This is a genomic window from Azovibrio sp., from assembly GCF_049658005.1.
GTDB lineage: Bacteria > Pseudomonadota > Gammaproteobacteria > Burkholderiales > Rhodocyclaceae > Azovibrio.
Genome location: NZ_JBASOH010000062.1, coordinates 37,722 through 59,250, shown reverse-complemented (window position 1 = coordinate 59,250; position 21,529 = coordinate 37,722). Strand labels below are relative to the sequence as shown.

At 61.4% G+C, this 21,529-nt stretch carries 19 protein-coding genes and 1 tRNA gene; 16 read left to right on the top strand and 4 right to left on the bottom strand.

The window, feature by feature from the left end:
- Positions 1-70: 70 nt before the first annotated feature.
- The 4 genes from WBH99_RS06690 (at position 71) to WBH99_RS06675 (ending at position 3,542) form a co-directional block, all read left to right on the top strand.
- On the top strand, positions 71-1,042 hold the full coding sequence (locus WBH99_RS06690; RefSeq protein WP_424219329.1) for a type IV toxin-antitoxin system AbiEi family antitoxin domain-containing protein: 972 nt from the start codon (positions 71-73) through the stop codon (positions 1,040-1,042).
- On the top strand, positions 1,042-1,884 hold the full coding sequence (locus WBH99_RS06685) for a nucleotidyl transferase AbiEii/AbiGii toxin family protein (protein ID WP_424219328.1): 843 nt from the start codon (positions 1,042-1,044) through the stop codon (positions 1,882-1,884). Before WBH99_RS06690 ends, WBH99_RS06685 begins: the two co-directional genes overlap by 1 nt.
- Before the next feature lie 29 nt (positions 1,885-1,913).
- Entirely contained in the window at positions 1,914-2,456 is a 543-nt protein-coding gene (locus WBH99_RS06680; protein ID WP_424219327.1) for a hypothetical protein, read from the top strand.
- Positions 2,457-2,531: 75 nt separating this feature from the next.
- Positions 2,532-3,542 carry a diguanylate cyclase domain-containing protein gene (locus WBH99_RS06675; RefSeq protein ID WP_424219326.1) on the top strand — a complete coding sequence of 337 codons (1,011 nt, stop codon included), beginning with the start codon at positions 2,532-2,534 and terminating at the stop codon, positions 3,540-3,542.
- A gap of 112 nt (positions 3,543-3,654) precedes the next feature.
- Here the strand turns inward: WBH99_RS06675 and WBH99_RS06670 are convergent, their stop codons facing one another.
- Positions 3,655-5,199 carry a fumarate hydratase gene (locus WBH99_RS06670; RefSeq protein WP_424219325.1) on the bottom strand — a complete coding sequence of 515 codons (1,545 nt, stop codon included), beginning with the start codon at positions 5,197-5,199 and terminating at the stop codon, positions 3,655-3,657.
- A gap of 38 nt (positions 5,200-5,237) precedes the next feature.
- Positions 5,238-5,741 (bottom strand): TIGR00645 family protein, encoded by a 504-nt coding sequence (locus tag WBH99_RS06665; RefSeq protein WP_424219324.1) that lies wholly within the window; start codon positions 5,739-5,741, stop codon positions 5,238-5,240.
- Between WBH99_RS06665 and WBH99_RS06660 the strand changes: the two genes are divergently transcribed.
- The 11 genes from WBH99_RS06660 (at position 5,728) to WBH99_RS06610 (ending at position 18,869) form a co-directional block, all read left to right on the top strand.
- Positions 5,728-5,886, top strand: a complete 159-nt coding sequence (locus WBH99_RS06660) for a hypothetical protein (protein ID WP_424219323.1) — start codon at positions 5,728-5,730, stop codon at positions 5,884-5,886. The genes WBH99_RS06665 and WBH99_RS06660 overlap by 14 nt on opposite strands.
- A 108-nt stretch (positions 5,887-5,994) precedes the next feature.
- Positions 5,995-7,956 carry an acetate--CoA ligase gene (gene acs, locus WBH99_RS06655; RefSeq protein ID WP_424219322.1) on the top strand — a complete coding sequence of 654 codons (1,962 nt, stop codon included), beginning with the start codon at positions 5,995-5,997 and terminating at the stop codon, positions 7,954-7,956.
- A gap of 182 nt (positions 7,957-8,138) precedes the next feature.
- Positions 8,139-8,264, top strand: a complete 126-nt coding sequence (locus WBH99_RS06650; protein ID WP_424219321.1) for a hypothetical protein — start codon at positions 8,139-8,141, stop codon at positions 8,262-8,264.
- On the top strand, positions 8,264-8,452 hold the full coding sequence (locus WBH99_RS06645) for a hypothetical protein (protein WP_424219320.1): 189 nt from the start codon (positions 8,264-8,266) through the stop codon (positions 8,450-8,452). Before WBH99_RS06650 ends, WBH99_RS06645 begins: the two co-directional genes overlap by 1 nt.
- Positions 8,453-8,458: 6 nt before the next feature.
- Positions 8,459-11,152, top strand: coding sequence for an ATP-binding protein (locus tag WBH99_RS06640; RefSeq protein ID WP_424219319.1), 2,694 nt, complete (start codon positions 8,459-8,461; stop codon positions 11,150-11,152).
- Positions 11,153-11,182: 30 nt separating this feature from the next.
- Complete coding sequence (locus WBH99_RS06635) at positions 11,183-11,554, top strand: response regulator transcription factor (protein WP_424219318.1); 372 nt, start codon at positions 11,183-11,185, stop codon at positions 11,552-11,554.
- Positions 11,555-11,557: 3 nt separating this feature from the next.
- Entirely contained in the window at positions 11,558-13,729 is a 2,172-nt protein-coding gene (locus WBH99_RS06630) for an exonuclease domain-containing protein (RefSeq protein WP_424219317.1), read from the top strand.
- 150 nt (positions 13,730-13,879) lie between these two features.
- Complete coding sequence (locus WBH99_RS06625; protein ID WP_424219346.1) at positions 13,880-15,769, top strand: DUF294 nucleotidyltransferase-like domain-containing protein; 1,890 nt, start codon at positions 13,880-13,882, stop codon at positions 15,767-15,769.
- Between the two features lie 3 nt (positions 15,770-15,772).
- The gene (locus tag WBH99_RS06620) at positions 15,773-16,408 is read left to right on the top strand and encodes a hypothetical protein (protein ID WP_424219316.1); all 636 of its coding nucleotides are present in this window, start codon (positions 15,773-15,775) and stop codon (positions 16,406-16,408) included.
- Positions 16,409-18,715: a VC_2705 family sodium/solute symporter gene (locus WBH99_RS06615; RefSeq protein WP_424219315.1), complete on the top strand. Its 2,307-nt coding sequence runs from the start codon at positions 16,409-16,411 to the stop codon at positions 18,713-18,715.
- A gap of 77 nt (positions 18,716-18,792) precedes the next feature.
- Positions 18,793-18,869 (top strand) — tRNA-Pro (locus tag WBH99_RS06610).
- A gap of 191 nt (positions 18,870-19,060) precedes the next feature.
- Here WBH99_RS06610 and WBH99_RS06605 read toward each other — a convergent pair.
- Complete coding sequence (locus WBH99_RS06605) at positions 19,061-19,426, bottom strand: hypothetical protein (RefSeq protein WP_424219314.1); 366 nt, start codon at positions 19,424-19,426, stop codon at positions 19,061-19,063.
- 401 nt (positions 19,427-19,827) lie between these two features.
- On the opposite strand from WBH99_RS06605, the gene WBH99_RS06600 reads away from it, so the two are divergent.
- On the top strand, positions 19,828-20,067 hold the full coding sequence (locus tag WBH99_RS06600) for a hypothetical protein (RefSeq protein ID WP_424219312.1): 240 nt from the start codon (positions 19,828-19,830) through the stop codon (positions 20,065-20,067).
- A gap of 309 nt (positions 20,068-20,376) precedes the next feature.
- Here WBH99_RS06600 and tal read toward each other — a convergent pair whose 3' ends face one another.
- On the bottom strand, positions 20,377-21,414 hold the full coding sequence (gene tal, locus WBH99_RS06595; RefSeq protein WP_424219311.1) for a transaldolase: 1,038 nt from the start codon (positions 21,412-21,414) through the stop codon (positions 20,377-20,379).
- Positions 21,415-21,529 lie beyond the last annotated feature (115 nt).

The window sequence follows — 21,529 nt, the reverse complement described above, 5'->3', positions numbered from 1 at the left end:
CTGGTCATGTATTGGTCTGGATTGTGGGCACTGACAGTCATCGAACACTCCCTTTTTTTGGGTGCGGCCTATGGCGACTTTCGCCTTCGAATTTTTGTCCGCTACATATTGCTCCTCAATTCGTCTCCCAGAGGGAGACAAGCTTGCCGCCGGATATCGCTGGTGTTATATTTACTGCGCAATACGTTTCCTTTGGGGGCGCAAATTGAGCGCAAAATATCACTTGCAAACCAAGACGCTAGGCCCACGGGCAGCGCAGCTCTTCACTGAGCTGAATGAACTACGCCGGTCCACATTCACCTTGGCGGATGTGGAATTGATCACCGGCCTGTCGTCGGCATCAGCCCGGAATCTCGTGCACAAGGCCCAGCAGCGAGGCTTGGTGACGCGACTGAAGCCTGGCCTGTACAACCTCGTGCCCTTCGAACTCGGTCGGGCCACTGAGCACATCGACAGTCCGTACTTGATCGCGCGTGAACTCGCCGGTACGGCGCCCTACTTCCTGTCGCACGGCACCGCTCTTGAACTGCATCGCATGGTGACGCAGCCGAACTTCACCGTGTATGTGTCATGCACGCGGCGCGTGCGTCCGCAGACGGTGGGTGGCTATGACTTTCGGTTTGTCCACATTACGGCGGAGCAAGAATTCGGAGTCATGAAGCACTGGATCGACAAGGAGCGCTTCGTGATGATCAGCGACATGGAGCGCACCATCATCGATGGCCTGCGACACCCGGCATTTGCCGGTGGCGTTACCGAAGTCGCCAAGGGCTTGTGGATGAAGCGGGATGTACTGAAAGTCGAACGGCTGCTGGACTATGCGCGACGTCTCGGCGTCGGCGCCGTCGTGCGCCGCCTTGGCTATCTGCTGGAACACTATGATCTGGCCGATGCTTCGGTGCTGGAGCCGCTGCGCGGCATGCTGACGGCAACTTACCAGCGCCTTGATCCACTGCTCCCCGCCGAGGGAGCATTCCTCTCACGTTGGCGGCTCCAGCTCAACGTGACTCCCGAAGAACTGGATGCCGTGAGGCTTGGCTGATGATTCCTCAACGTAATATTTCCCTGATCTCGAACACGCTGGTGACCGCTGGCGGGCGGCGCATCCCCGAGGCCGTCATCGAACGCGATTACGTGTTGGCCTGGTTCCTGACCGGTTTGGCCGGTCATCCGTTACGCGACATGCTGGCCTTCAAAGGTGGCACGGCCCTGCGACGCTGCTGGTTCGAGGACTATCGGTTTTCGGAAGACTTGGACTTCACGCTGACCCGTCCGATCACCCTCGAAGAGATACTGGCGGGATTGAACGAAATCTTCGCGGCTGTCGAAGTTGCCTGCGGCTTGCGGATCGCTTTCGACCGCGAAGACCGCCACGGTCACCAGAACAGCCGCACGTTTTATCTACGCTACCAGGGGCCGCTACCCGCCGCGAACGACGTGAAGGTTGACATCACGATCAACGAAGTCCTGTGCTTCCCGCTGCAAGATCGCCCGATTCATCGCACCTACGACAGCTTTGACGACCTGCCCGAAGGGCCGACCGTGAAGGTCTACGCCATCGAGGAAATCGTGGTTGAAAAGCTGCTGGCCTTGAGCGATCGGGCGCGCAACGAGCCGCGCGACCTTTATGACCTCTGGTATCTGCTTGGCTCCGCCAATTTGCGCGTTGCGGAGATGCGCGCCGAACTCGATACCAAGTTGGCACTGCGGCAACGTGTCGTTGCAGGCATGGAGCAGGCAATCGCCGCCAAGGAAGATCGTCTGCGCCGACTCTGGGATGCTCGACTCTCGCATCAAATGAGCCATCTTCCGCCATTCGATGATGTCTTTCGGGAAGTACTACGCGCGGTACGCGCCGCCGACTTGCCGAAGCCGAAAGACTGATCGGTTACCTATGCACCAAAGAAATCCCCATGGCCGATTTGTCCTCCTTAGAACGCCGCAAACTGGAACGATTGCTCCGCATGGGCAGCGGCTACGTGCTCGATTTCTCGGACCGCACGTTCAGTGAGTTCTTCGAGGAGCACACGCGCGGTGACATCGATGCCACGGCCTACCGCGAGCGTGGCACTTCCAAAGCCAACCGCTTACGCGGATTTTGGGCGGTCGAAGGCAATCATCTGGTCGGCAAAGTCATCCAGGCGCTGATCTTGTACGGTCAGGCTGAGAACTGTTTGCGCGACGAGCCTGGACTGACCATCCTGAACGCCACAGTCGACGAACGCAATTTCGAAACGGTCGCGCAGCACGTGCGCGAAGCGATCGTGAAAAACCAGCCCGAAGCCGCTCTGGATCGGCTGCACACGTTCGTCATCAAGTACGTGCGCACGCTGTGCGAACAGCGTGGAGTTGAAGTTAACCGCGACAAAGCTTGGCACAGCATCTTCGGCGCGCTACCCGTCGCCAGCCAGCCGGAAACTGGACAAAAAAACGTGCGGCCATCGGCGCTGGAATGAACCTGAATCCGGCTCTGGGGGGATTTTTCTGAATCAAATAGCATAACTCCCTGTTTTCCAGGATAATGCGGGCCCATGGGAAATATCTTGCTTGTTCATGGTTCGAAAGTGATCCGGAGCATCCTGGCCCGGCATCTCGATGCGGATTTTCATATCGTCGAGGCGGCGGATGGTGAGTCGGCCTGGCAGACTCTGGTGCTCGACCATGATGTGGTGGCCGTCATCGCCGCCCCGGATATCGCCAAACTGAATGGCATGGATTTGCTGGACCGCTTGCGCCACAACAGGTTACAACGGTTGCGGCGTATTCCTTTTTATCTGGTGGGCTCGGAAAACAGGATTGCGGAAATTGCCGGTGAGGCAGAAAAAATCGGCGTGACCGGGTTCATCCTGGATGGCATGGGAAAGTCCGGGATTCTCGCGATGTTGCAACCCCACAAGGCAGGCTTGCAGGCCCCGCTCGATCCGCCGCGCAAACAGCCTGCATCAGCGCCTGCATCAACGCCGACATCAGTGCCTGCATCAGTGCCTGCATCAGCGCCTGCTGCGACCAGAGGCGGGGCGAATTTCCGTGATGCGGGCCTGCTTTCCCGCACCTTGCTGGAGGCCGGGATAGAGCGGACTTTTTCTGGGCAGGGGGGGCACGGGGCAATCTTGTTGTTTGGTGTGGATGCTTATGGAGCGCTGGAGGATGGCGTGGGCAAAGCCGCGGCCAGTCGCATTGCCGAGAAAATCGCACGCTTGATCCAGGGCAAATTGGGCGGTTCGGATTTCATCGGGCACTACCGGCCTGGCTGTTTTGCGATCGTGACGCGGAGCAGTCGTCTGGAGCAATGTGCGGCCTTTGCCGGCCGGGTGATCAAGAGTGTTGCTGCCGCCAGAATTGCAGTGCAGGGGCGGCAAGTGTCACTCTCCATCAGTTCCGGCGCCGCCAGCCGTCCTGAAGATGGAAATGTTTCTGGCGAGGCCTTGCTGGGCCTGGCATTGGCGCGCATGGAGCAGGCGATGGCCGAAGGTGGCGGGCGGGTCGTGGTGCATGGGGAAGGGGAGGCGCTCGGGAAAGCGCGGCAACCCCGGGGTTCTTGATTCGGGCTTTTGGGGTGGCCCGAGGGCAGTGGGCTCGATGCCAAAAGGCCCGTCCGGGCAAGTCTTCGTGCCAGTGACGGGCCTTCTTGTTTGCGGGAAATTGCGTGGGTAATCAGGCCTTGACCGGAATCTTGCCGATCTTGATCTGCCATTCCCTGGGGCCGGTCTCATGCACGCTGGTGCCGGCGGAGTCCACGGCCACGGTGACGGGCATGTTCTGCACGTCGAACTCATAGATCGCTTCCATGCCCAGGTCCTCGAAGCCTGCCACCCTGGCGGACTTGATGGCCTTGGCCACCAGGTAGGCGGCGCCGCCCACGGCCATCAGGTAGGCCGACTTGTTGTCCTTGATCGCCTCGATGGCGACGGGGCCGCGCTCGGCCTTGCCGATCATCGCGATCAGGCCGGTTTGTTCGAGCATCATGCGGGTGAATTTGTCCATGCGGGTGGCGGTGGTGGGGCCGGCGGGGCCGACCACTTCGTCGCGCACCGGGTCCACCGGGCCGACGTAGTAGATGACCCGGTTGGTGAAGTCCACCGGCAGCGGCTCGCCCTTGGCCAGCATGTCGGCAATGCGCTTGTGGGCGGCATCGCGGCCGGTCAGCATCTTGCCGTTCAGGAGCAGCTTCTGGCCTGGCTTCCAGGAAGCAACCTCTGCCTTGGTCAGGGTGTCGAGATCGACCTGGGTGGCGGTCTTCAGGTCCGGGCTCCAGGTCACGGCGGGCCAGTCTTCCAGCTTGGGCACTTCCAGCTGGGCGGGGCCGGAGCCATCCAGGTGGAAGTGCACGTGGCGGGTGGCGGCGCAGTTGGGCACCAGGGCCACCGGCAGGTTGGCGGCGTGGCAGGGGTAGTCCAGCACCTTGACGTCGAGCACCGTGGTGAGGCCGCCCAGACCTTGGGCTCCGACGCCCAGGGCGTTGATCTTTTCCATCAGTTCGAGGCGCAGTTCTTCGGCGCGGCTCAGCTTGGCGCCCGTTTTTGCGTATTCAGCCGCCTTGGCTTTCAGTTCGTGGATGTCCACCGGCGCCATGATCGATTCCTTGGCCAGCAGCATGGCCTTTTCCGGGGTGCCGCCGATGCCGATGCCGATGATGCCGGGAGGACACCAGCCGGCGCCCATTTCCGGAATCTTCTGCAAGACCCAGTCCACCAGGTTGTCGGAGGGGTTGAGCATGGCGAACTTGGACTTGGCTTCGGAGCCGCCACCCTTGGCGGCACAGATCACTTCCACGTGGTCGCCGGGGACGATTTCGAAGTGCACCACGGCCGGGGTGTTGTCCCTGGTGTTCTTGCGGGCGCCGGCCGGGTCGGCCAGTATCGAGGCGCGCAGGGGATTGTCCGGGTTCATGTAGGCGCGGCGCACGCCTTCATCGACCATGTCCTGCAGGCTCAGGGTGGCGTCGTCCCAGCGCACGTTCATGCCGACCTTGAGGAAGACCACGCAGATGCCGGTGTCCTGGCAAATCGGGCGATGGCCTTCGGCGGCCATGCGGGAGTTGGTCAGGATCTGGGCAATGGCGTCCTTGGCGGCGGGAGATTGTTCACGCTCATAGGCTTCGCCGAGGGACTTGATGTAGTCCAGGGGGTGGTAGTAGCTGATGTACTGGAAAGCGTCGGCGATGGACTGGATCAGGTCTTCCTGGCGGATGCTCGTCATGGGGTTTCTCCGTGGGTGGCGTAGCGTGGGTGGCGTATTCAGTGGTTGCTTTTGACCAGGTTCAGGGACTGATTCATGATCTTGTCCGTGTAAGCCATGGCCAGGGCGGAAATGATGAAGGTCAGGTGGATGATGACCTGCCATTTGATGGTGTGCTCGGGCAGGTTTCCGGCATTGATGAAGGTCTTTAGCAGGTGGATCGCCGAAATGCCGATGATCGCGGTGGACAGCTTGATCTTGAGCACCCCCGCATTGATGTGGGAGAGCCACTCGGGTTGATCCGGATGCAGGTCCAGGTTGAGGCGGGAGACGAAGGTCTCGTAGCCGCCGATGATCACCATGATGAGCAGGTTGGCGATCATCACCACGTCGATCAGGCCCAGGACGATGAGCATCACGTCCGCTTCGGAAAGGGTGCCCGCATTGACGACCAGGTGGGTGAGTTCATGGAAGAAATGGTAGACATAGACGCCTTGAGCCGCGATCAGACCCAGGTACAGCGGAGCCTGCAGCCAGCGGCTCGCGAAAATGAATTTTTCCATCAAGGATTCAGAGGATTTCATGGGCGTGATGAAAAATGAGGCAGAAAAGGAAGCCGGAGTTTATCACGACCGGATCGGGCTGCTGCGGACCCCGATGGGGTTCCGGGTGGGCCGCAGGCCGCGCCGATGCTGCGCTGCAGCGTGAAAGTGTAAGCGGTTTGTAAGATTATCCGCGTCTAATGCGGTGCCAGTAACGGTTTGTACCGCCCACCCAGAATGTCACTCGATACCCCGATCGCAGAGGAGAAGGTTTATGTCAAATGAATCCGTGCAGTTCTATTACCCATCCCCGGATTTTGTAAAGAACGCAGCGGTTTCCGGAATGGATGCCTATAAGGCGCTGTGCGCGGAAGCCGAACAGGATTACGAAGCTTACTGGGCGCGTCATGCCCGGGAACTGGTGAGTTGGCAGACCCCTTTTACCAAGGTGCTGGATGAATCCGACGCTCCTTTCTACAAGTGGTTCACCGATGGCAAGCTGAACGTCTCCTACAACTGCCTGGATCGCAACGTCGAAGCCGGTCTCGGCGACAAGACTGCCATCATTTTCGAGGCCGACGACGGTCAGGTCACCAGGGTTACCTACCAGGAACTGCTGGTCCGGGTCTGCAAGATGGCCAATCTGCTCAAGTCCAAGGGCGTCAGGAAGGGCGACCGCGTCGTCATTTACATGCCCATGACCATCGAAGGCATCGTCGCCATGCAGGCCTGTGCCCGCATCGGCGCCATCCATTCCGTGGTGTTCGGTGGCTTCTCCGCCCTGTCCCTGCGCGACCGCATCCAGGATGCCGGCGCTGTGATGCTGATCACTTCCGACGGCCAGTTCCGCGGCGGCAAGGCCATTCCCTTGAAGCCCATCGCCGATGAGGCCTTTGCCATGGGCGGCTGCGAATCTGCCAGGAATGTGATCGTCTTCAAGCGCACCGGCGCCGAAGTGAACATGGTCGCCGGGCGGGACGAATGGCTGCACGAGGGGCTCGCCAACCAACCCGAAACCTGCGAACCCGAGTGGGTCGAGGCCGAGCATCCGCTGTTCCTGCTTTACACCTCCGGCTCCACCGGCAAGCCCAAGGGCGTGCAGCATTCTTCCGGCGGCTACCTGGTGCATGCCATCCTGACCATGAAGTACACCTTCGACATCAAGCCGACCGATGTCTTCTGGTGTACCGCCGACATCGGCTGGGTCACCGGCCACACCTACATCACCTATGGTCCCCTGGCCAGCGGCGCGACCGAGATCGTGTTCGAAGGCGTGCCCACCTATCCCGACGCCGGCCGTTTCTGGAAGATGATCCAGGACCACAAGGCCACCATCTTCTACACTGCCCCCACCGCGATCCGTTCCCTGATCAAGGCTGCCGATAACAACCCCGCCGTGCATCCGAAAAACTACGACCTTTCGAGCCTGCGTCTGCTCGGCTCCGTGGGCGAACCCATCAACCCCGCCGCCTGGGAGTGGTACTACGAGCACATCGGTGGCGGCCGTTGCCCCATTGTCGATACCTTCTGGCAGACCGAGACCGGGGGGCACATGATCACCCCCATGCCCGGCGCCACCCCTCTGGTTCCCGGCTCCTGCACCCTGCCGTTCCCCGGCATCCAGGTCGCCGTGGTGGACGAGACCGGTGCCGAGCTACCCTGGGGGCAGGGCGGCATCCTGGTGGTGAAGAAACCCTGGCCTTCGATGATCCGCACCATCTGGGGCGATCCCGAGCGCTTCAAGAAGTCCTACTACCCTGAAGACCTGGGCGGTCGTCTCTACCTCGCCGGCGACGGCGCCATCCGTGATGCCAATACCGGCTACTTCACCATCACCGGCCGGATCGACGATGTGCTGAACGTCTCCGGCCACCGCATGGGCACCATGGAAATCGAATCCGCCCTGGTGGCCCACGAACTCGTGGCCGAAGCCGCCGTGGTGGGGCGTCCGGATGACCTGACCGGGGAGGCCATCGTCGCCTTCGTCGTCCTGAAGGGTTCCCGTCCCACCGGGGACGAGGCCAGGAAGGTGATCAAGGAACTGCAGGACTGGGTGGGCAAGGAAATTGGTCCCATCGCCAAGCCCAAGGATATCCGCTTCGGCGAGAACCTGCCCAAGACCCGTTCCGGCAAGATCATGCGCCGTCTGCTGCGTTCCCTGGCCAAGGGCGAGGAAGTCACGCAAGACACTTCCACTCTGGAAAACCCGGCCATCCTGGAGCAGTTGAAGGGGTGATGGGGTGATGGGGTGATGGCCTCAGGCCGGATTTGCCTCCGGGCAGCTTCCGGCCGCCGGCTTGCCGGCGTTGTATCCGGAATCCCCAGAGGGGTTCCTGCTTCCCCGGAGGAAGCGCAATCCAGGCGGGCATTCTGCCCATGTCCGTCTGAAAACACACTATAAGGAGGCAGGAGAGAGACATGGGCGCCTATCTGTTGTGCGGGTGTCCCAAACTGGCAGCCACGGCAAGCGTGGCGCCCGAGGCGGCCGGCGCGTTTGTTTACGCGTCGGCCGTTTTCGTCTGGCTTTTTCTGGAGGGTGTCTGATGCAGCGTTTTGATATGAGGCGTCAACGCCTGGTGGCCCTGGCGCTGCTGGGGTTGGTGTTGCTCAATCCCCCCTTGCTCAATACTCAGGCGGGGGGTTCGGGTCTGGCCGCCTACCTCTACCTGTTCGGGGTCTGGGCCGTGCTGATTGCTCTGGCGGCCTGGATTATAGAGGCGCACAAGGCATAAGCACGCATGAATCCCTGGGGTGTTTCCTTCCTGGCCGTGGCTTATCTGGCGTTGCTGTTTGCCATTGCCCGCTTTGGTGATCGGCGCGCGGATCAGGGGCGCTCCATCATTTCGGCCAATGTCCATGGCCTTTCCCTGGCGGTTTACTGCACCTCGTGGACCTTTTTTGGCAGTGTCGGGCGGGCTGCATCGGGCGGCATGGGGTTTCTCACCATTTACCTGGGCCCTACGCTGATGTTGATGCTGGCCCCCGTCATCCTGAAGATGATCCGCATCAGCAAACAGGAGCGCCTGATTTCCATTGCCGATTTCATGGCGGCCCGTTATGGCAAGCGGCAATCCCTGGCGGGGCTGGTGACGGTGATTGCGGTGATTGGCATCGTGCCCTATATCGCCCTGCAATTAAAAGCGGTTGCCGCCAGCCTCGATGTGCTTTTCCCGGGTAAAGGGACGGTTGCCTTGCTGGGGCTTGATGCCACCGCGTTGATTGCGATTGCGCTGGCGGTGTTTTCCATCCTGTTCGGCACCCGGCATCTGGATGCCACGGAACGGCACGAAGGCATGGTGGCGGCCATCGCCTTCGAATCCATTGTCAAACTGCTGGCTTTCCTGGCCGTTGGGGTGTTTGTCACCTATGGCTTGTTCGACGGGTTTACGGATATTTTTCAGCAGGCGGAAGCGCTTCCCGAGCTGAGCCGGCGGCTCAGTCTGGATCTCAGTCTGGGTAACTGGATGCCCCTGGTGTTGCTCTCGGCGCTGGCGATTGTGTTGTTGCCGCGCCAGTTCCAGATCATGGTCGTGGAAAATGTCGATGAAAGTCATCTGCGCCGTGCGGTCTGGCTCTTTCCCTTGTACCTGCTCCTGATCAATGTATTTGTGCTGCCGATTGCGCTGGCGGGGTTGCTGCTGGGGATGCCTGGTAACGGCGATACCTTTGTCCTCAGCCTGCCCCTCTCCCAGGGCCAGGAAACCCTGGCCTTGCTGGCTTTCCTCGGAGGTCTTTCGGCCACCACCGGCATGGTCATCGTCGAGACCATCGCCCTCTCTACCATGGTCTGCAACGATCTGGTCATGCCCGCCCTGCTGCGCTCCGGGAGGCTGAGGCTGGAACGGCGTCCGGACCTCTCCCGCCTGCTGCTTTACATTCGCCGGGTGGCCATCGCCCTCATCTTGCTCCTGGGTTACGGCTATTTCCGTGCCGCCGGGGAGGCTCATGCCCTGGTCGGGATCGGCCTGATCTCGTTCTCGGCCGTGGCCCAGTTCGCTCCCGCCCTGTTTGGCGGCATGTACTGGAAGCAAGGCAATGGGGCCGGTGCCCTGGCCGGGCTGTTCGCCGGCTTTTTGGTCTGGGGCTACACCCTGCTGCTGCCGTCCTTCGCCAAGTCCGGCTGGATTCCCGGTGATTTTGTCAGCCAGGGCCTGTGGGGCATCAACGGGCTCAAGGCACATGCCCTGTTTGGTCTGGAGGGCCTGGACGAGATTTCTCATTGCCTGTTCTGGAGCCTGTTCCTGAATACCGGCTTGTATGTGTTGCTGTCCCTCAGCATCCGGCCCGATGCGGTGGAAGCCGGTCAGGCCAATCGGTTTGTCGATATCCTGCGTCGTCGTGACATCGAGGCCAACCCGTTGCTGTGGCGAGGCAAGGCCTCCTACCCGGCCTTGGCCGGCTTGCTCGAGCGTTTCCTGGGCGCGGAGCGGGCGCGCCAGCAATTGCGCTCCTATGCCCGCAAACGGGGGCTGACCAACCTGGAAAGCCGCGAAGTGGATGCAGAACTGGCCCGCTTTGCCGAAGGCCTGCTGGCGGGGGCCATCGGTTCTGCCAGTGCCCGGGTCGTGCTGGCCTCGGTAGTGGAGGAGGAGGAACTGGGTCTGGACGAAGTGCTCGATATTCTCGATGAGGCGTCCCTAGTACGCGCCCATAGCCAGGAACTGGAGAAGAAGTCCCGTGAATTGGAGGCCGCCACCCAGGAACTGCAGGCGGTGAATGCGCAGTTGCGCGAACTGGATCGGCTCAAGGATGATTTCGTCTCCACCGTGACCCATGAACTGCGCACACCCTTGACCTCGATCCGGGCTTTTTCCGAATTGCTGGCGGATCACCCGGATATGGCGTTGTCGGACCGTCAGCGTTTTCTCGGTATCATCGTGACCGAGACGGAGCGTCTGACCCGCTTGATCAACCAGATTCTCGATCTGGCCAAGCTGGAGTCGGGGCGGGCGGACTGGACCGCGCACCAGGTCGATCTGGTCGGCTTGGTGCGCGATGCCGCTGCGGCTCTGGAACAACTTTTCCGCGACAAGGGCGTGGGCCTTGCACTGAATTGTCCCGTGACGCCGGTTCTGGTGATGGCGGACCAGGACCGGCTCACCCAGGTGATGATCAATCTGCTCTCGAATGCAGTGAAATTCGCGCCCGCCGGCCAGGGGCGGGTGGAAGTGAACTTGACCTGCATGGCAGACCGGGTGCGGGTTGCGGTGCGCGATAATGGCCCGGGGATGGGGGCGGAAGAGAAGGATTTCATCTTTGAGCGTTTCCGTCAGGGCGGCAATGCCCTGACCGACAAGCCCAAGGGAACTGGCCTGGGCCTACCCATCAGCCGGCAGATTGTCGAATACTTTGGTGGTCATCTGTGGGTGGAGAGCGAACCCGGTCAGGGCTCGGAATTCATCTTTGAACTGCCTTGCCAGCGCATCGAATAAACCCGACATGACAACGGGAGGAGATACCCCATGTCCCACAAGATCCTGATTGTGGATGATGAGCCCAACATCGTCCTGTCCCTGGAATTCCTCTTGAAGCGCGAGGGGTTTCAGGTGGCGGTCGCGTCCGATGGCGAGGCGGCCCTGGAGCAGGTCGAAGCCTTTCATCCCGACCTGATCCTTCTGGACGTGATGATGCCGAAGAAGTCTGGCTACGAAGTATGTGAACTGTTGCGTGCCGACCCGGCCAGGAGTGCCACCAGAATCGTCATGCTTACGGCCAAGGGGCGGGATACGGAAGTTGCCAAGGGCCTGGGCCTGGGAGCCGATGCCTATGTGACCAAGCCTTTTTCCAACAAGGAACTGGTCAGTCAGATCAAGCAGTTGCTCGAGGGCGTCTGAGCCATGCAGGCCCGCTATCGTTTTGCCCTGGCGGTACTGGTGCTGGGAGCCCTGGTGACGGGGCCTTTTCTCCTGACCTCCACCCTGGTATGGATGAAAATGGATGGCAGCCAGCGGGCTTTGCTCAAAGCGCTGATCGTGCCGCATCTGCCCTTGGGGGCCCTGCTCACCGCCATGGGCTTTGGTCTGGGCCTGGTCGTGGTGCGTACCCTTTTCCGTCAATATGTGCAGGGCCTGCTGCAGATGGCCGAGCATTTGCGCCTGATGTTGGGCGCCAACCGCAATTTCCGCATCACCACCGAAACGGGGCCGCCCGAAGTCCGGCAGGTGGCGCGCGCCATCAACGACCTGGCCCAGCAACGCGACGCCTTGATGGCCGATGTCGAGGCGCAGATCGCCCGAGCCAAGGCCTCGGTGGAGGAGGAGAAAAACCGGCTCGCCGCGCTCATGTCCGAACTGGCCCAGGCGGTGGTGGTCTGTAATCTCGATGGGCGCATCCTGCTCTACAACAATCGCGCCCGGCTCGAATTCCATGCCCTGGCTCAGGGCCCCACCTTTGTCGCTTCCGGTGCCCTGATCGGCCTGGGGCGGTCCATTTTTTCGATCATCGACAAAAGCCGCATCGCCCACGCGGAAGAGGCCATCCGCCAGCGGCTGGCGCGGGGGCTGACGGCCAATGTTGCCAATTTCATCACCACCACCGCCAGTGGGCAGTTCCTGCGGGTGCAGATGGTGCCGGTCCTGGCGCCCGGCGATCAGACGGGAGAGGCGCGCATCATGTCCGGCTATGTGCTCACCGTGGAAAACATCACCCGCAGCATGGAACAAGAGCGCGTCCGCAACCACGCCCTGGTCGATCTGACCGAAGGCAACCGGGGCGCCCTGGGCAATGTGCGGGCCGCCGTGGAAACCTTGCATGACTATCCGGACATGGAGCCAGCGGAGCGGGAGCGTTTTGTGCGGGTGATCGCCGAGGAAGTCGGGCGCATGAGCCGGCAGCTGGAAAGCACGGTCCAGCGGTTTGCCGACGCCATCCGGATACGCTGGCCGCTGGAAGAAGTTTCCACCGAAGATCTGGTCAAGGCCGCCCAGCGACGCATCGAGGCGCGCTTCAACCTGCCCAGCAAGATCGAGGTGATGGAAGATAACCTCTGGGTCCGCGCCGACAGTTTTTCCCTGACCTTTGCCATGACTTTTCTGGCCGGGCGGCTGGTCGAGCATTATCAAATCCGCGAACTGCGCTTCCGGGTGCTTTCCGAGGGCCGGCTCGCTTACCTGGATCTGCTCTGGTCCGGCCAGGTCATGTCCTCTGAAACCTTCTACACCTGGGAGCAGGAAAACCTGCAGGTGGGTGAGGAGGTTGCGCCGATGTCCCTGCGCGAAGTCCTGGATCGGCACGGGGGAGAAGTCTGGTATCAGCGCGAGAGGGCCGCCCACCGGGCCTATTTCCGCTTCGTGCTGCCAGTGGTTCAGGCGGCGCAGGAAAGGGCGCCACTCCCCCTTGATGCCGGCCAGGGGCGGCCCGAGTATTACGATTTTGATCTGTTCAAATTCCAGGACACCGGGGTGGATCTCGATCGTAATCTGATGGAAATGTCCTATACCGTCTTCGATACCGAGACCACCGGGCTGGAGCCGGCCAACGGCGACGAAATCATCCAGATCGGCGCGGTGCGCATCGTCAATGGCCGTCTGCTGCGCCAGGAATCCTTCGACCAGCTGGTGGACCCGCAGCGCCCGCTGCGGCCCGAAGGCATTCCCATCCACGGCATCACTGAAGAAATGGTCCGTGGCCAGCCCGTCATCGGCGCGGTCCTGCCCGCCTTCCAGGCCTTTTGTGCCGACACCGTGCTGGTGGCGCACAACGCCGCCTTCGACCTGCGTTTCCTGCAGATCAAGGAAGCCAGCACGGGCATTCATTTTCATCAGCCGGTACTCGATACCTTGCTGCTTTCCGCCGTGATCCATCCCAACCAGGAATCCCACAGGCTCGAAGTGATTGCCGAACGCCTGGGCGTCCAGATTGTCGGGCGCCACAACGCGCTGGGGGATGCCATTGCTACCGGCGAGATCTTCCTGAAGATGTTGCCGCTACTTGCTGAAAAAGGTATCCACACCCTGCGCCAGGCCCTGGATGCGTCGCAGAAAACCTACTTTGCCCGGGTCAAGTACTGATACTGAGCCGGCGCGGCTGGGGGCGCCTGCCTTGCCGGTTCCGCCAGCCCATAAAATGAAGCCGCAATGCTTTAATTCACCAGGAGAATCATCTTGATCGTGGAACCGCAGGGCTCGCCGGCAGGGCCCGGCATTCAGGGACAACAACGGGTGGCCAGGATCACCCGGGATTTCCTGACACGCCATCTGCCATTCCAGCGCATGGAAGCCCGGGCGCTGGATTATCTGGCCGAACGGGCGGCCGCCGTGTTCTATCCCAAGGGGGCGGAAATCATCGGGCCCGGAGACGGGGTGGCTCGCCATTTCTACATCATCGAACAGGGCAAGGTGCAGTCCTTGCAGGTGGGCGATGTGGCCGTGACCGGCCACTCGGTGCTGGCCCTGGGGGTCGGGGAGTGCTTTCCCATCGGGGCGGTGACCGCCCAGCGGCCCTCCACCAACCGCTATGTGGCGGCCAGCGATGTCGCCTGCTTCGTCGTGGCGGCGGCGGATGTGCTCACCCTGATGGAGATGAGCCCCGAATTCAATGCCTTTTGCACCCGGTACATTGCCACCTTGCTGAATCAATCCCGCGAACAGTTGCAATTGCTGTTTGCCCAGCAGGCGAGCGACCAGCAGAGCTTGAGCTCACCGCTGTTCCAGGTGGGTTCCCGTAACCCGATCCAGGTGAGCCGCGATACCCCGCTGCGTCAGGCGCTGGAAATCATGTCCCGGGCGCATGTCGGCTCCGTGGCCGTGGTGGATGCGGCGCAAAAGCCGGTGGGTATTCTGACCCGGGCGGATCTGCTCGACCGGGTGGTGCTGGCCGAAGTTGCACTGGATACGCCCATTGCCGAGGTCATGAGCGGCTCGCCGTATTGCCTGACCGAACACGCCAGTGCTTACGATGCCATGCTGGCGATGGCCGCGCATGGTATTCGCCATGTGCTGGTGGTGGATGGAGAAGGGCGCTTGAGCGGAGTGGTGTCCGAGCGGGATCTGTTTGCGTTGCAGCGCATCGGCCTGACCCGGATTCGTCAGGCTATCGAACAGGCGCCGGATATCGGCAACCTGCAGCAGGCCGCCCGGGATATTCGCCAACTGGCTTTCAACCTGCTGGCCCAGGGGGTGGGAGCGGAGCAATTGACCCAGTTCATCTCCACGCTCAACGACGCCCTGACGCATCGGATTCTTGAACAGAATCTGGAACATCACGATTTGTATGGTATCGACTGGTGCTGGCTGGCCTTCGGTTCCGAGGGCCGGAACGAGCAGACCTTCAGCACCGACCAGGATAACGGCATCATCTTTGTCTGCAATGACTTTAGCGACAAGGAAATGCTGAAGATGCGCCTGCTGGAATTTGCCCGGGCCGTGAATGCCGATCTGGACCGCTGCGGCTTTTCCTTGTGCAAAGGCAACATCATGGCCAGCAACCCGCAGTGGTGTCTGACGCTGGAGGAGTGGCAGGAACTGTTCGAGGAGTGGATCCGCCGTCCGCAACCCGAGGCGTTGCTAAATGCCTCCATCTTCTTCGACTTTCGTCCCTTGTACGGGCAAAGCCATCTGGCGGACCGGCTGCGCCACAGGCTGCTCGATCATGCGGCGGACAATCCCATTTTCCTGCGCTCCATGGCGGTCAATGGTCTGGCGGTGCAGCCGCCGCTGGGCAAGATCCGCGATTTTGTCACGGACCTGGAGGCCGGTCATCCCGGCGCCATCGACCTGAAGAAATACGGCACCCGCCTGTTTGTCGATGGCGCCCGTGTTTATGCCCTGGCGGCCAGGGTGTATCAGACCAACACCGTCTTGCGGCTGCGCCATGCCGGCGCCCGCCTTGCCTTCAATGCAGATGAGATCGACGGCATCATCGAAGCCTTCAATTACATCCAGCTATTGCGCCTGCGTCAGCAGCAGCTCGATGGGGTCGAAGGCGGGCAGGGACACAACCTGATCTACCCTGATCGCCTCAACGAACTTGATCGCCGCATTCTCAAGGAGGCATTTCGCCAGGCCCGGAAACTGCAGCAAAAGCTGCGCCTCGATTTTCAGGCAGGCTGAACCATGGCCTTGCGTTTTTTTACCCCCTCCACGACGGTCGTTCTGGCCGAACCCCTGCAAACCCGCCTGCGGGCCTGGCAGGAGCTGCCCGCGCCCTCCCTGGGGCAGGCGCATTACCAGGTTCGATATGGGGTGCTGCACCTCCACACCGAGGGGCTTGATCCGCAGCAGCACCGGATCAAGCAGCTCGCCGCGGTAGGAGTCAGTCACGGCAGTATCCATCCCGATGATGCCTTCTGGATCGAACCCGGCAGCCATGACCCGGAGGCCTGGCTGGCCTGGCTCGAATTTGTCGGCAAGGCGCCGCTGGCGAGCTTTCAGCTGCCCTTTGTGCGCGCCTTTCTGGAGCCGGCCCTGCGGTTGAACCTGGGGCTCGAACCCCGCTTTTGCTGGCTGGACCTGGCGGTGTTGCTGCCAGAACTGTTCCGCGAGGCGGGCGAGCCGGGTCATGACCTGGAAGGCTGGCTCGACTATTTTTCCCTCGATCATGGCGACCGGCGCGATGTGATGGGTGAAACCCTGCTCCAGGCCCGGCTGCTGCAGCGTCTGCTGGCCGCCGCGCGGCGCCGGGGGGTGGATTCCCCCGCCGCCTTGCAGGAACTGGCCCGGGCCCATCGCTGGCTGCATGGAGCATCTTGAGTGAGTCCTCTCGCCCGGCAATTGCGGCGTTACTACGGCGTGTACACCGCCGGCTTTCTGGTGCAACTCGGCGCCTTGTATTTTCTTGAACGACAGGGCATGCCGTCGCGCTGGATTGGCTATGTCTTCTTGTTCTTTACCATCTTTCTCTATGCCGCCATCGGCGTTCTGAGCCGCACTGCCGATATCTCCGAGTATTACGTGGCCGGGCGCCAGGTGCCCGCGATCTTCAACGGCATTGCCACCGGGGCGGACTGGATGAGCGCCGCCTCCTTCATCGGTCTGGCCGGCACCCTCTTTCTGGCAGGGTATCAGGGGCTGGCCTATGTGCTGGGCTGGACCGGCGGCTTCGTGCTGGTGGCCGTCCTGCTAGCTCCCTACTTGCGCCGCTTTGGCCAATACACCATCCCCGATTTCCTGAGTGCCCGCTATGGCGGCAATAGCGCCCGCCTGGTGGGAGTGGCGGTGACCATCCTCTGTTCTTTCGTGTATGTCGTCGCCCAGATCTATGGGGTGGGCCTGATCACCAGCCGTTTCGTTGGCTTGCAGTTTGAGGTGGGGGTGTTCGTCGGCCTGGCGGGCATCCTCGTCTGTTCCTTTCTGGGCGGCATGCGGGCCGTGACCTGGACCCAGGTGGCCCAGTACATGATCCTGATCGTCGCCTATCTGGTGCCCGTGACCCTTCTTTCCTACCAGAACACCGGAGTTCCCTTGCCCCAGATCATGTACGGCCAGGTGCTGGCGGAGGTGGGGGAAGTCGAAAAGGAATTGTTCGCCCGGCCAGCCGAGGCCGAGGCCCGGGAACTCTTCAGTATCCGGGCCGCCGCCTTCCGGGAAAAGATCGAGCGTCTGCCCGCTTCCCTGCAGCAGGAGCGGGATGCCATCACCCGGCGCATCAATGAACTGAAAAACCGTGACGCCCAGGCGCGGGAGATCGTGGCCCTGGAACGTCAGCAGCGCGAATTGCCCAGCACGCCGGAACTGGCGCGTGAATACTGGCTGGCGGAAATGACGCAAGCCGAAGCCAGAGCCAGGGCTCCCCAGCCGCACGCCCAGGCCTATCCCGGCAACAGCGAAGCGGAACGCGATCAGGCACGGATCGATTTCATCGCGCTGGTGTTCTGCCTCACCATCGGCACCGCCGCCTTGCCGCATGTGCTGACCCGGTACTACACCACACCCACGGTCGCTCAGGCGCGGGAATCGGTGTTCTGGTCGCTGCTGTTCATCATGCTGCTGTACCTGACGGCCCCTGCCTATGCGGTGTTCGCCAAGTTCGAGATTTATACCCACCTCATTGATCTTGAACTGGACAAGCTGCCTGCCTGGTTTTCGGCCTGGAGCCGGGTCGGCCTGGTGTCCAGCGAGGACATCAACAGCGACGGTCGTTTGCAACTGGCTGAATTGAGCTTGAATCCCGATGTAATCGTGCTCGCGTTACCGGAAATCGCCGGCATGCCCTACGTCATCTCCGGCCTCGTCGCCGCGGGTGGCCTGGCCGCGGCGCTGTCGACTGCCGATGGGCTCTTGCTGACCATCGCCAGTGCGCTTTCCCATGACGTTTATTACCGCATCATTCGTCCCGATGCCTCCACCCAGTGGCGCCTGATCATTTCCAAGTCCCTGCTCCTGGTGGTGGCGGTACTGGCTGCGCTGGTGGCCGCCCAGAAACCCGGCACCATCCTCTACATGGTTGCCTGGGCCTTTTCGCTGGCGGCTTCCGCCTTTTTCCCGGCGCTCGTGCTGGGCATCTTCTGGAAGCGGGCCAATCAGCAAGGTGCCATTGCCGGCATGCTGGCCGGCGTCCTGATGTGCATTTTCTACATCGTCCGACTCGAAGTGGAATACAACATCGGCGGGCTGGGCCTGCACGGCCTGCGCATGGAACCCTGGTTTGGTATCCGGTCGATTGCTGCCGGCGTCTGGGGCGTAGGCGTGGGCATGCTGGTGATTCCGGTGGTCAGCCTGATGACCTCGCCGCCCTCCAGGGCAATCCAGGATTTCGTTGAAAGCGTCCGCTACCCGGCCGGCCCTGTGCATACCCCGGATCTTGAACAACGCAACAAGCGTTACTGGCGGCGTAACTGCCAACTCACCCTGGCACTGCTGCTGGTCTGGTTTCTGGCGACCTATGTTGCCAGTTACCTGGCGGGCAGCCTCAATACCATCGTCCTCTTCGGCTTCCCCCTGGGCTTCTACATGGCCGCTCAGGGGAGTCTGATCATCTATGTGCTGCTGGTCGGCGGCTATGCCCTGATGATGCGCCAAATGGAGAAAAAGTACGGAATCGAGGACCAGAGCGACTAAATGCCACAAAAGAACAGGGAAACACCACAGAAAGTGCTTGCGCGGCAGGGTTCTGGGCTATACAATGCGTAGCTTGTCGGGGCGTGGCGCAGCCTGGTAGCGCACTTGCATGGGGTGCAAGGGGTCGCGAGTTCGAATCCCGCCGCCCCGACCAAACCAATCGAATCAAGCAGTTAGGCCAATCCTTCGGGGTTGGCCTTTTTGTTGTTGTAATTTTGCTGTTGTAACTTTCCAACCTCATTGCCGTCCCCCAATTCCCGCACCAATTCCCGCCCCCAATTCCCGCTCACCAATTCTTTCTGCATCCAGGATGCGGACAGCGCAGTGCGAGCCGCCGCAGGCCGCTCAGGCCCTGAATTTTGCTTCAAGTTCTTTCGCAAGCGTCCAGCCTGCTGCCTCAAGCATGACAACGGAAATGCTCGGTGCAACGATTTGCCCAAGAAAAGGGATAAATTTCGACAGTTCTTTGGAAAGGGTTTTGATTGGTTGTTTGAGCATCGTGTTTTTGATCGAGGCAATCGCAAGGGCTTTTGCTGCCTCTTCTGTGAGGCTACCTCCGAAAACGGCGCAAAGGCTCATGGCCATGGATGTCATGGTGACCATATCAGTGGCGATGCCTAAACCGGGCACAGGAACGGCGTTTCCTGCTGCCGCAGCAGCGGCATGAGAATGAACGATTGCGCGACACTTCTTTTTTTGATCTTCGGTCATGTAAAAACTCCCTGTGATGTGAAAGCCCAACGAAAAGTATCTACCCCGAGCTCTGCGCAGTCATTCAAAAACGGCGGTATGTCGCCAAAAAATATCATTCAATCAATTATTTATCAAGAGATTGTGATTTATGTGCCGGAGCGAGGCAGAGCTCATTCGTTTCTTGCCTCATTTGCTGGATCAAGTGGGGGCGTCCGCGGCTCGGCGCTGCAGCATGAGAAATGAAGGTCGGTATGTCCGGTGAATTAAAGGTTCAGGCTTGGTTGGGCTTGTTGCCGCCAGCCAGGTGGAGGATGAGGGACTACGGTTTCATTCCAGCATGGAACCGGGTGTTTTCAGGGCTTGCCGCCGGGCCCGGTGCCGGACCTATAATCGGCCCGTCATTTCTATCTGGAGCCGTCATGTCCCTCGTTCCCTGCCGTGCCTGTGGTCATCAGGTCGATACCTCCGCCCTCGCATGCCCCGGCTGCGGTGCCACCGATCCAGGCCACAGCATCAGCCGCCAGCAACGGGACTTGCGCCTCCTCGCCGTCCAGGTCGTCCTGGGCCTGGTGATCTTCGTGGGCGTCGGCAGCGTGGTGTGGAGGCAGGTGGAGCCCATGGTGACCCAGTTGACGAGCAAGGTGACGGCGGAGCATTGAGGGGGAATGCTCGATCCGGCTTCGACCCGGGCCGGCCGCTTATCGGCTGGGCTTATCGGCTGGGCTTATCGGCCGGGATGAGTGGCCGGGGTAAGTGGCCGGGGTAAGTGGCCGGGGTAAGTGGCCGGGGTAAGCGACATTTGCTGTCCGAACATCCGTTGTCCGAACATCCGTTGCCCGAACATCCGCGCCGGACTTTCCCGGTTGCTTTGCGAATGAGTTCAGGCCAGCCCTCGAGCATCCGGCGCGGATATCCGGATTCCAGCAGCGGCACAGGGCTGGCGGTGGCCAGCTGCTGCCGGGGTGGGCTCAGGCCACCAATTCCAGCAGTTTGGCGAAGGCTTCTTCGAATTGCTTGAGACCGGCGCTCAGGAGTTCGTCGCCGATCTGGTCCATGTCGATGCCCCGGGCGGCCAGGGCGGCGAGCAGGCTGTGGTTTTCCGCCTGGCAGCATTCCAGGGTGGCAGCGGCTTTGCCGTGGTCCCGGAAGGCGGCCAGGGTGGCGTCGGGCACGGTGTTGACCGTGCCGGGGCCGATCAGGTCTTCGACATAGATCACGTCCCGGTAAGCCGGGTTCTTGCTGGAGGTGGAGGCCCACAGGAGCTTCTGGGGCGCAGCGCCAGCGGGCAGGGGAGGAAGTTCCTTCCAGCGGCCATAGGCGGCCCGGGCCGAGGCGATGGCGATCTTGCCCTGCAGTTCGGGAGGCAGTTGCGGGTCGAGCAGGGTGTCGATGCGGCTGATGAAGACCGAGGCCACGGAGGCGATGCCGGCCACGGCTTGGCCCTTGGCGGCCCGGGCTTCCAGGCCCTGGCGGTGGGCGGCGTGGACGGCGGCGAGCTGCCGGGGGCCGAAGATCAGGGTCACATTGACGTTGATGCCCGCTTCAATGGCGGCCGCAATGGCCGTCATGCCGGCCTGGGTGGCGGGAATCTTGATCATGGCGTTGGGCCGGTCGATTGCGGCCCAGAGGCGTCTGGCAGCGGCCAGGGTGGCGGTGGCGTCATGGGCCAGGGCGGGGGCGACCTCAAAGCTGACAAAACCCCGCTCGCCGCTGGATTCGTCATAAACAGGGCGGAGGATGTCGCAGGCGCGCCGGATGTCGGGCAGCACCAAGGCTTCGAAGCGGGCTTCGGGCTCGGCGACCTCACTCTTGATGCGGGCCAGGTCGGCCTGATACCCCGCGTCATTCTTGATGGTGTTGTAAAAAATGGCCGGGTTGGAGGTGACGCCGGCAATGGCGTCATCAAGGATCCAGCGAGCCAGTTCGCCGGAATCCAGCAGGTGGCGGGAAAGATTGTCGAGCCAGATCTGCTGACCGTATTGTGCAATTTGCTGGAGGCGGGACATGGTGGAGCTGCGCAAAAAAGGATGAGTGTAGCGGCCTATCGCCCGGGCATCCAGCCTTGTATGGATCGGATTGGGTGTGGGGAGAAGGATTTCTCCTTGCACGGGGCCGGCTTCT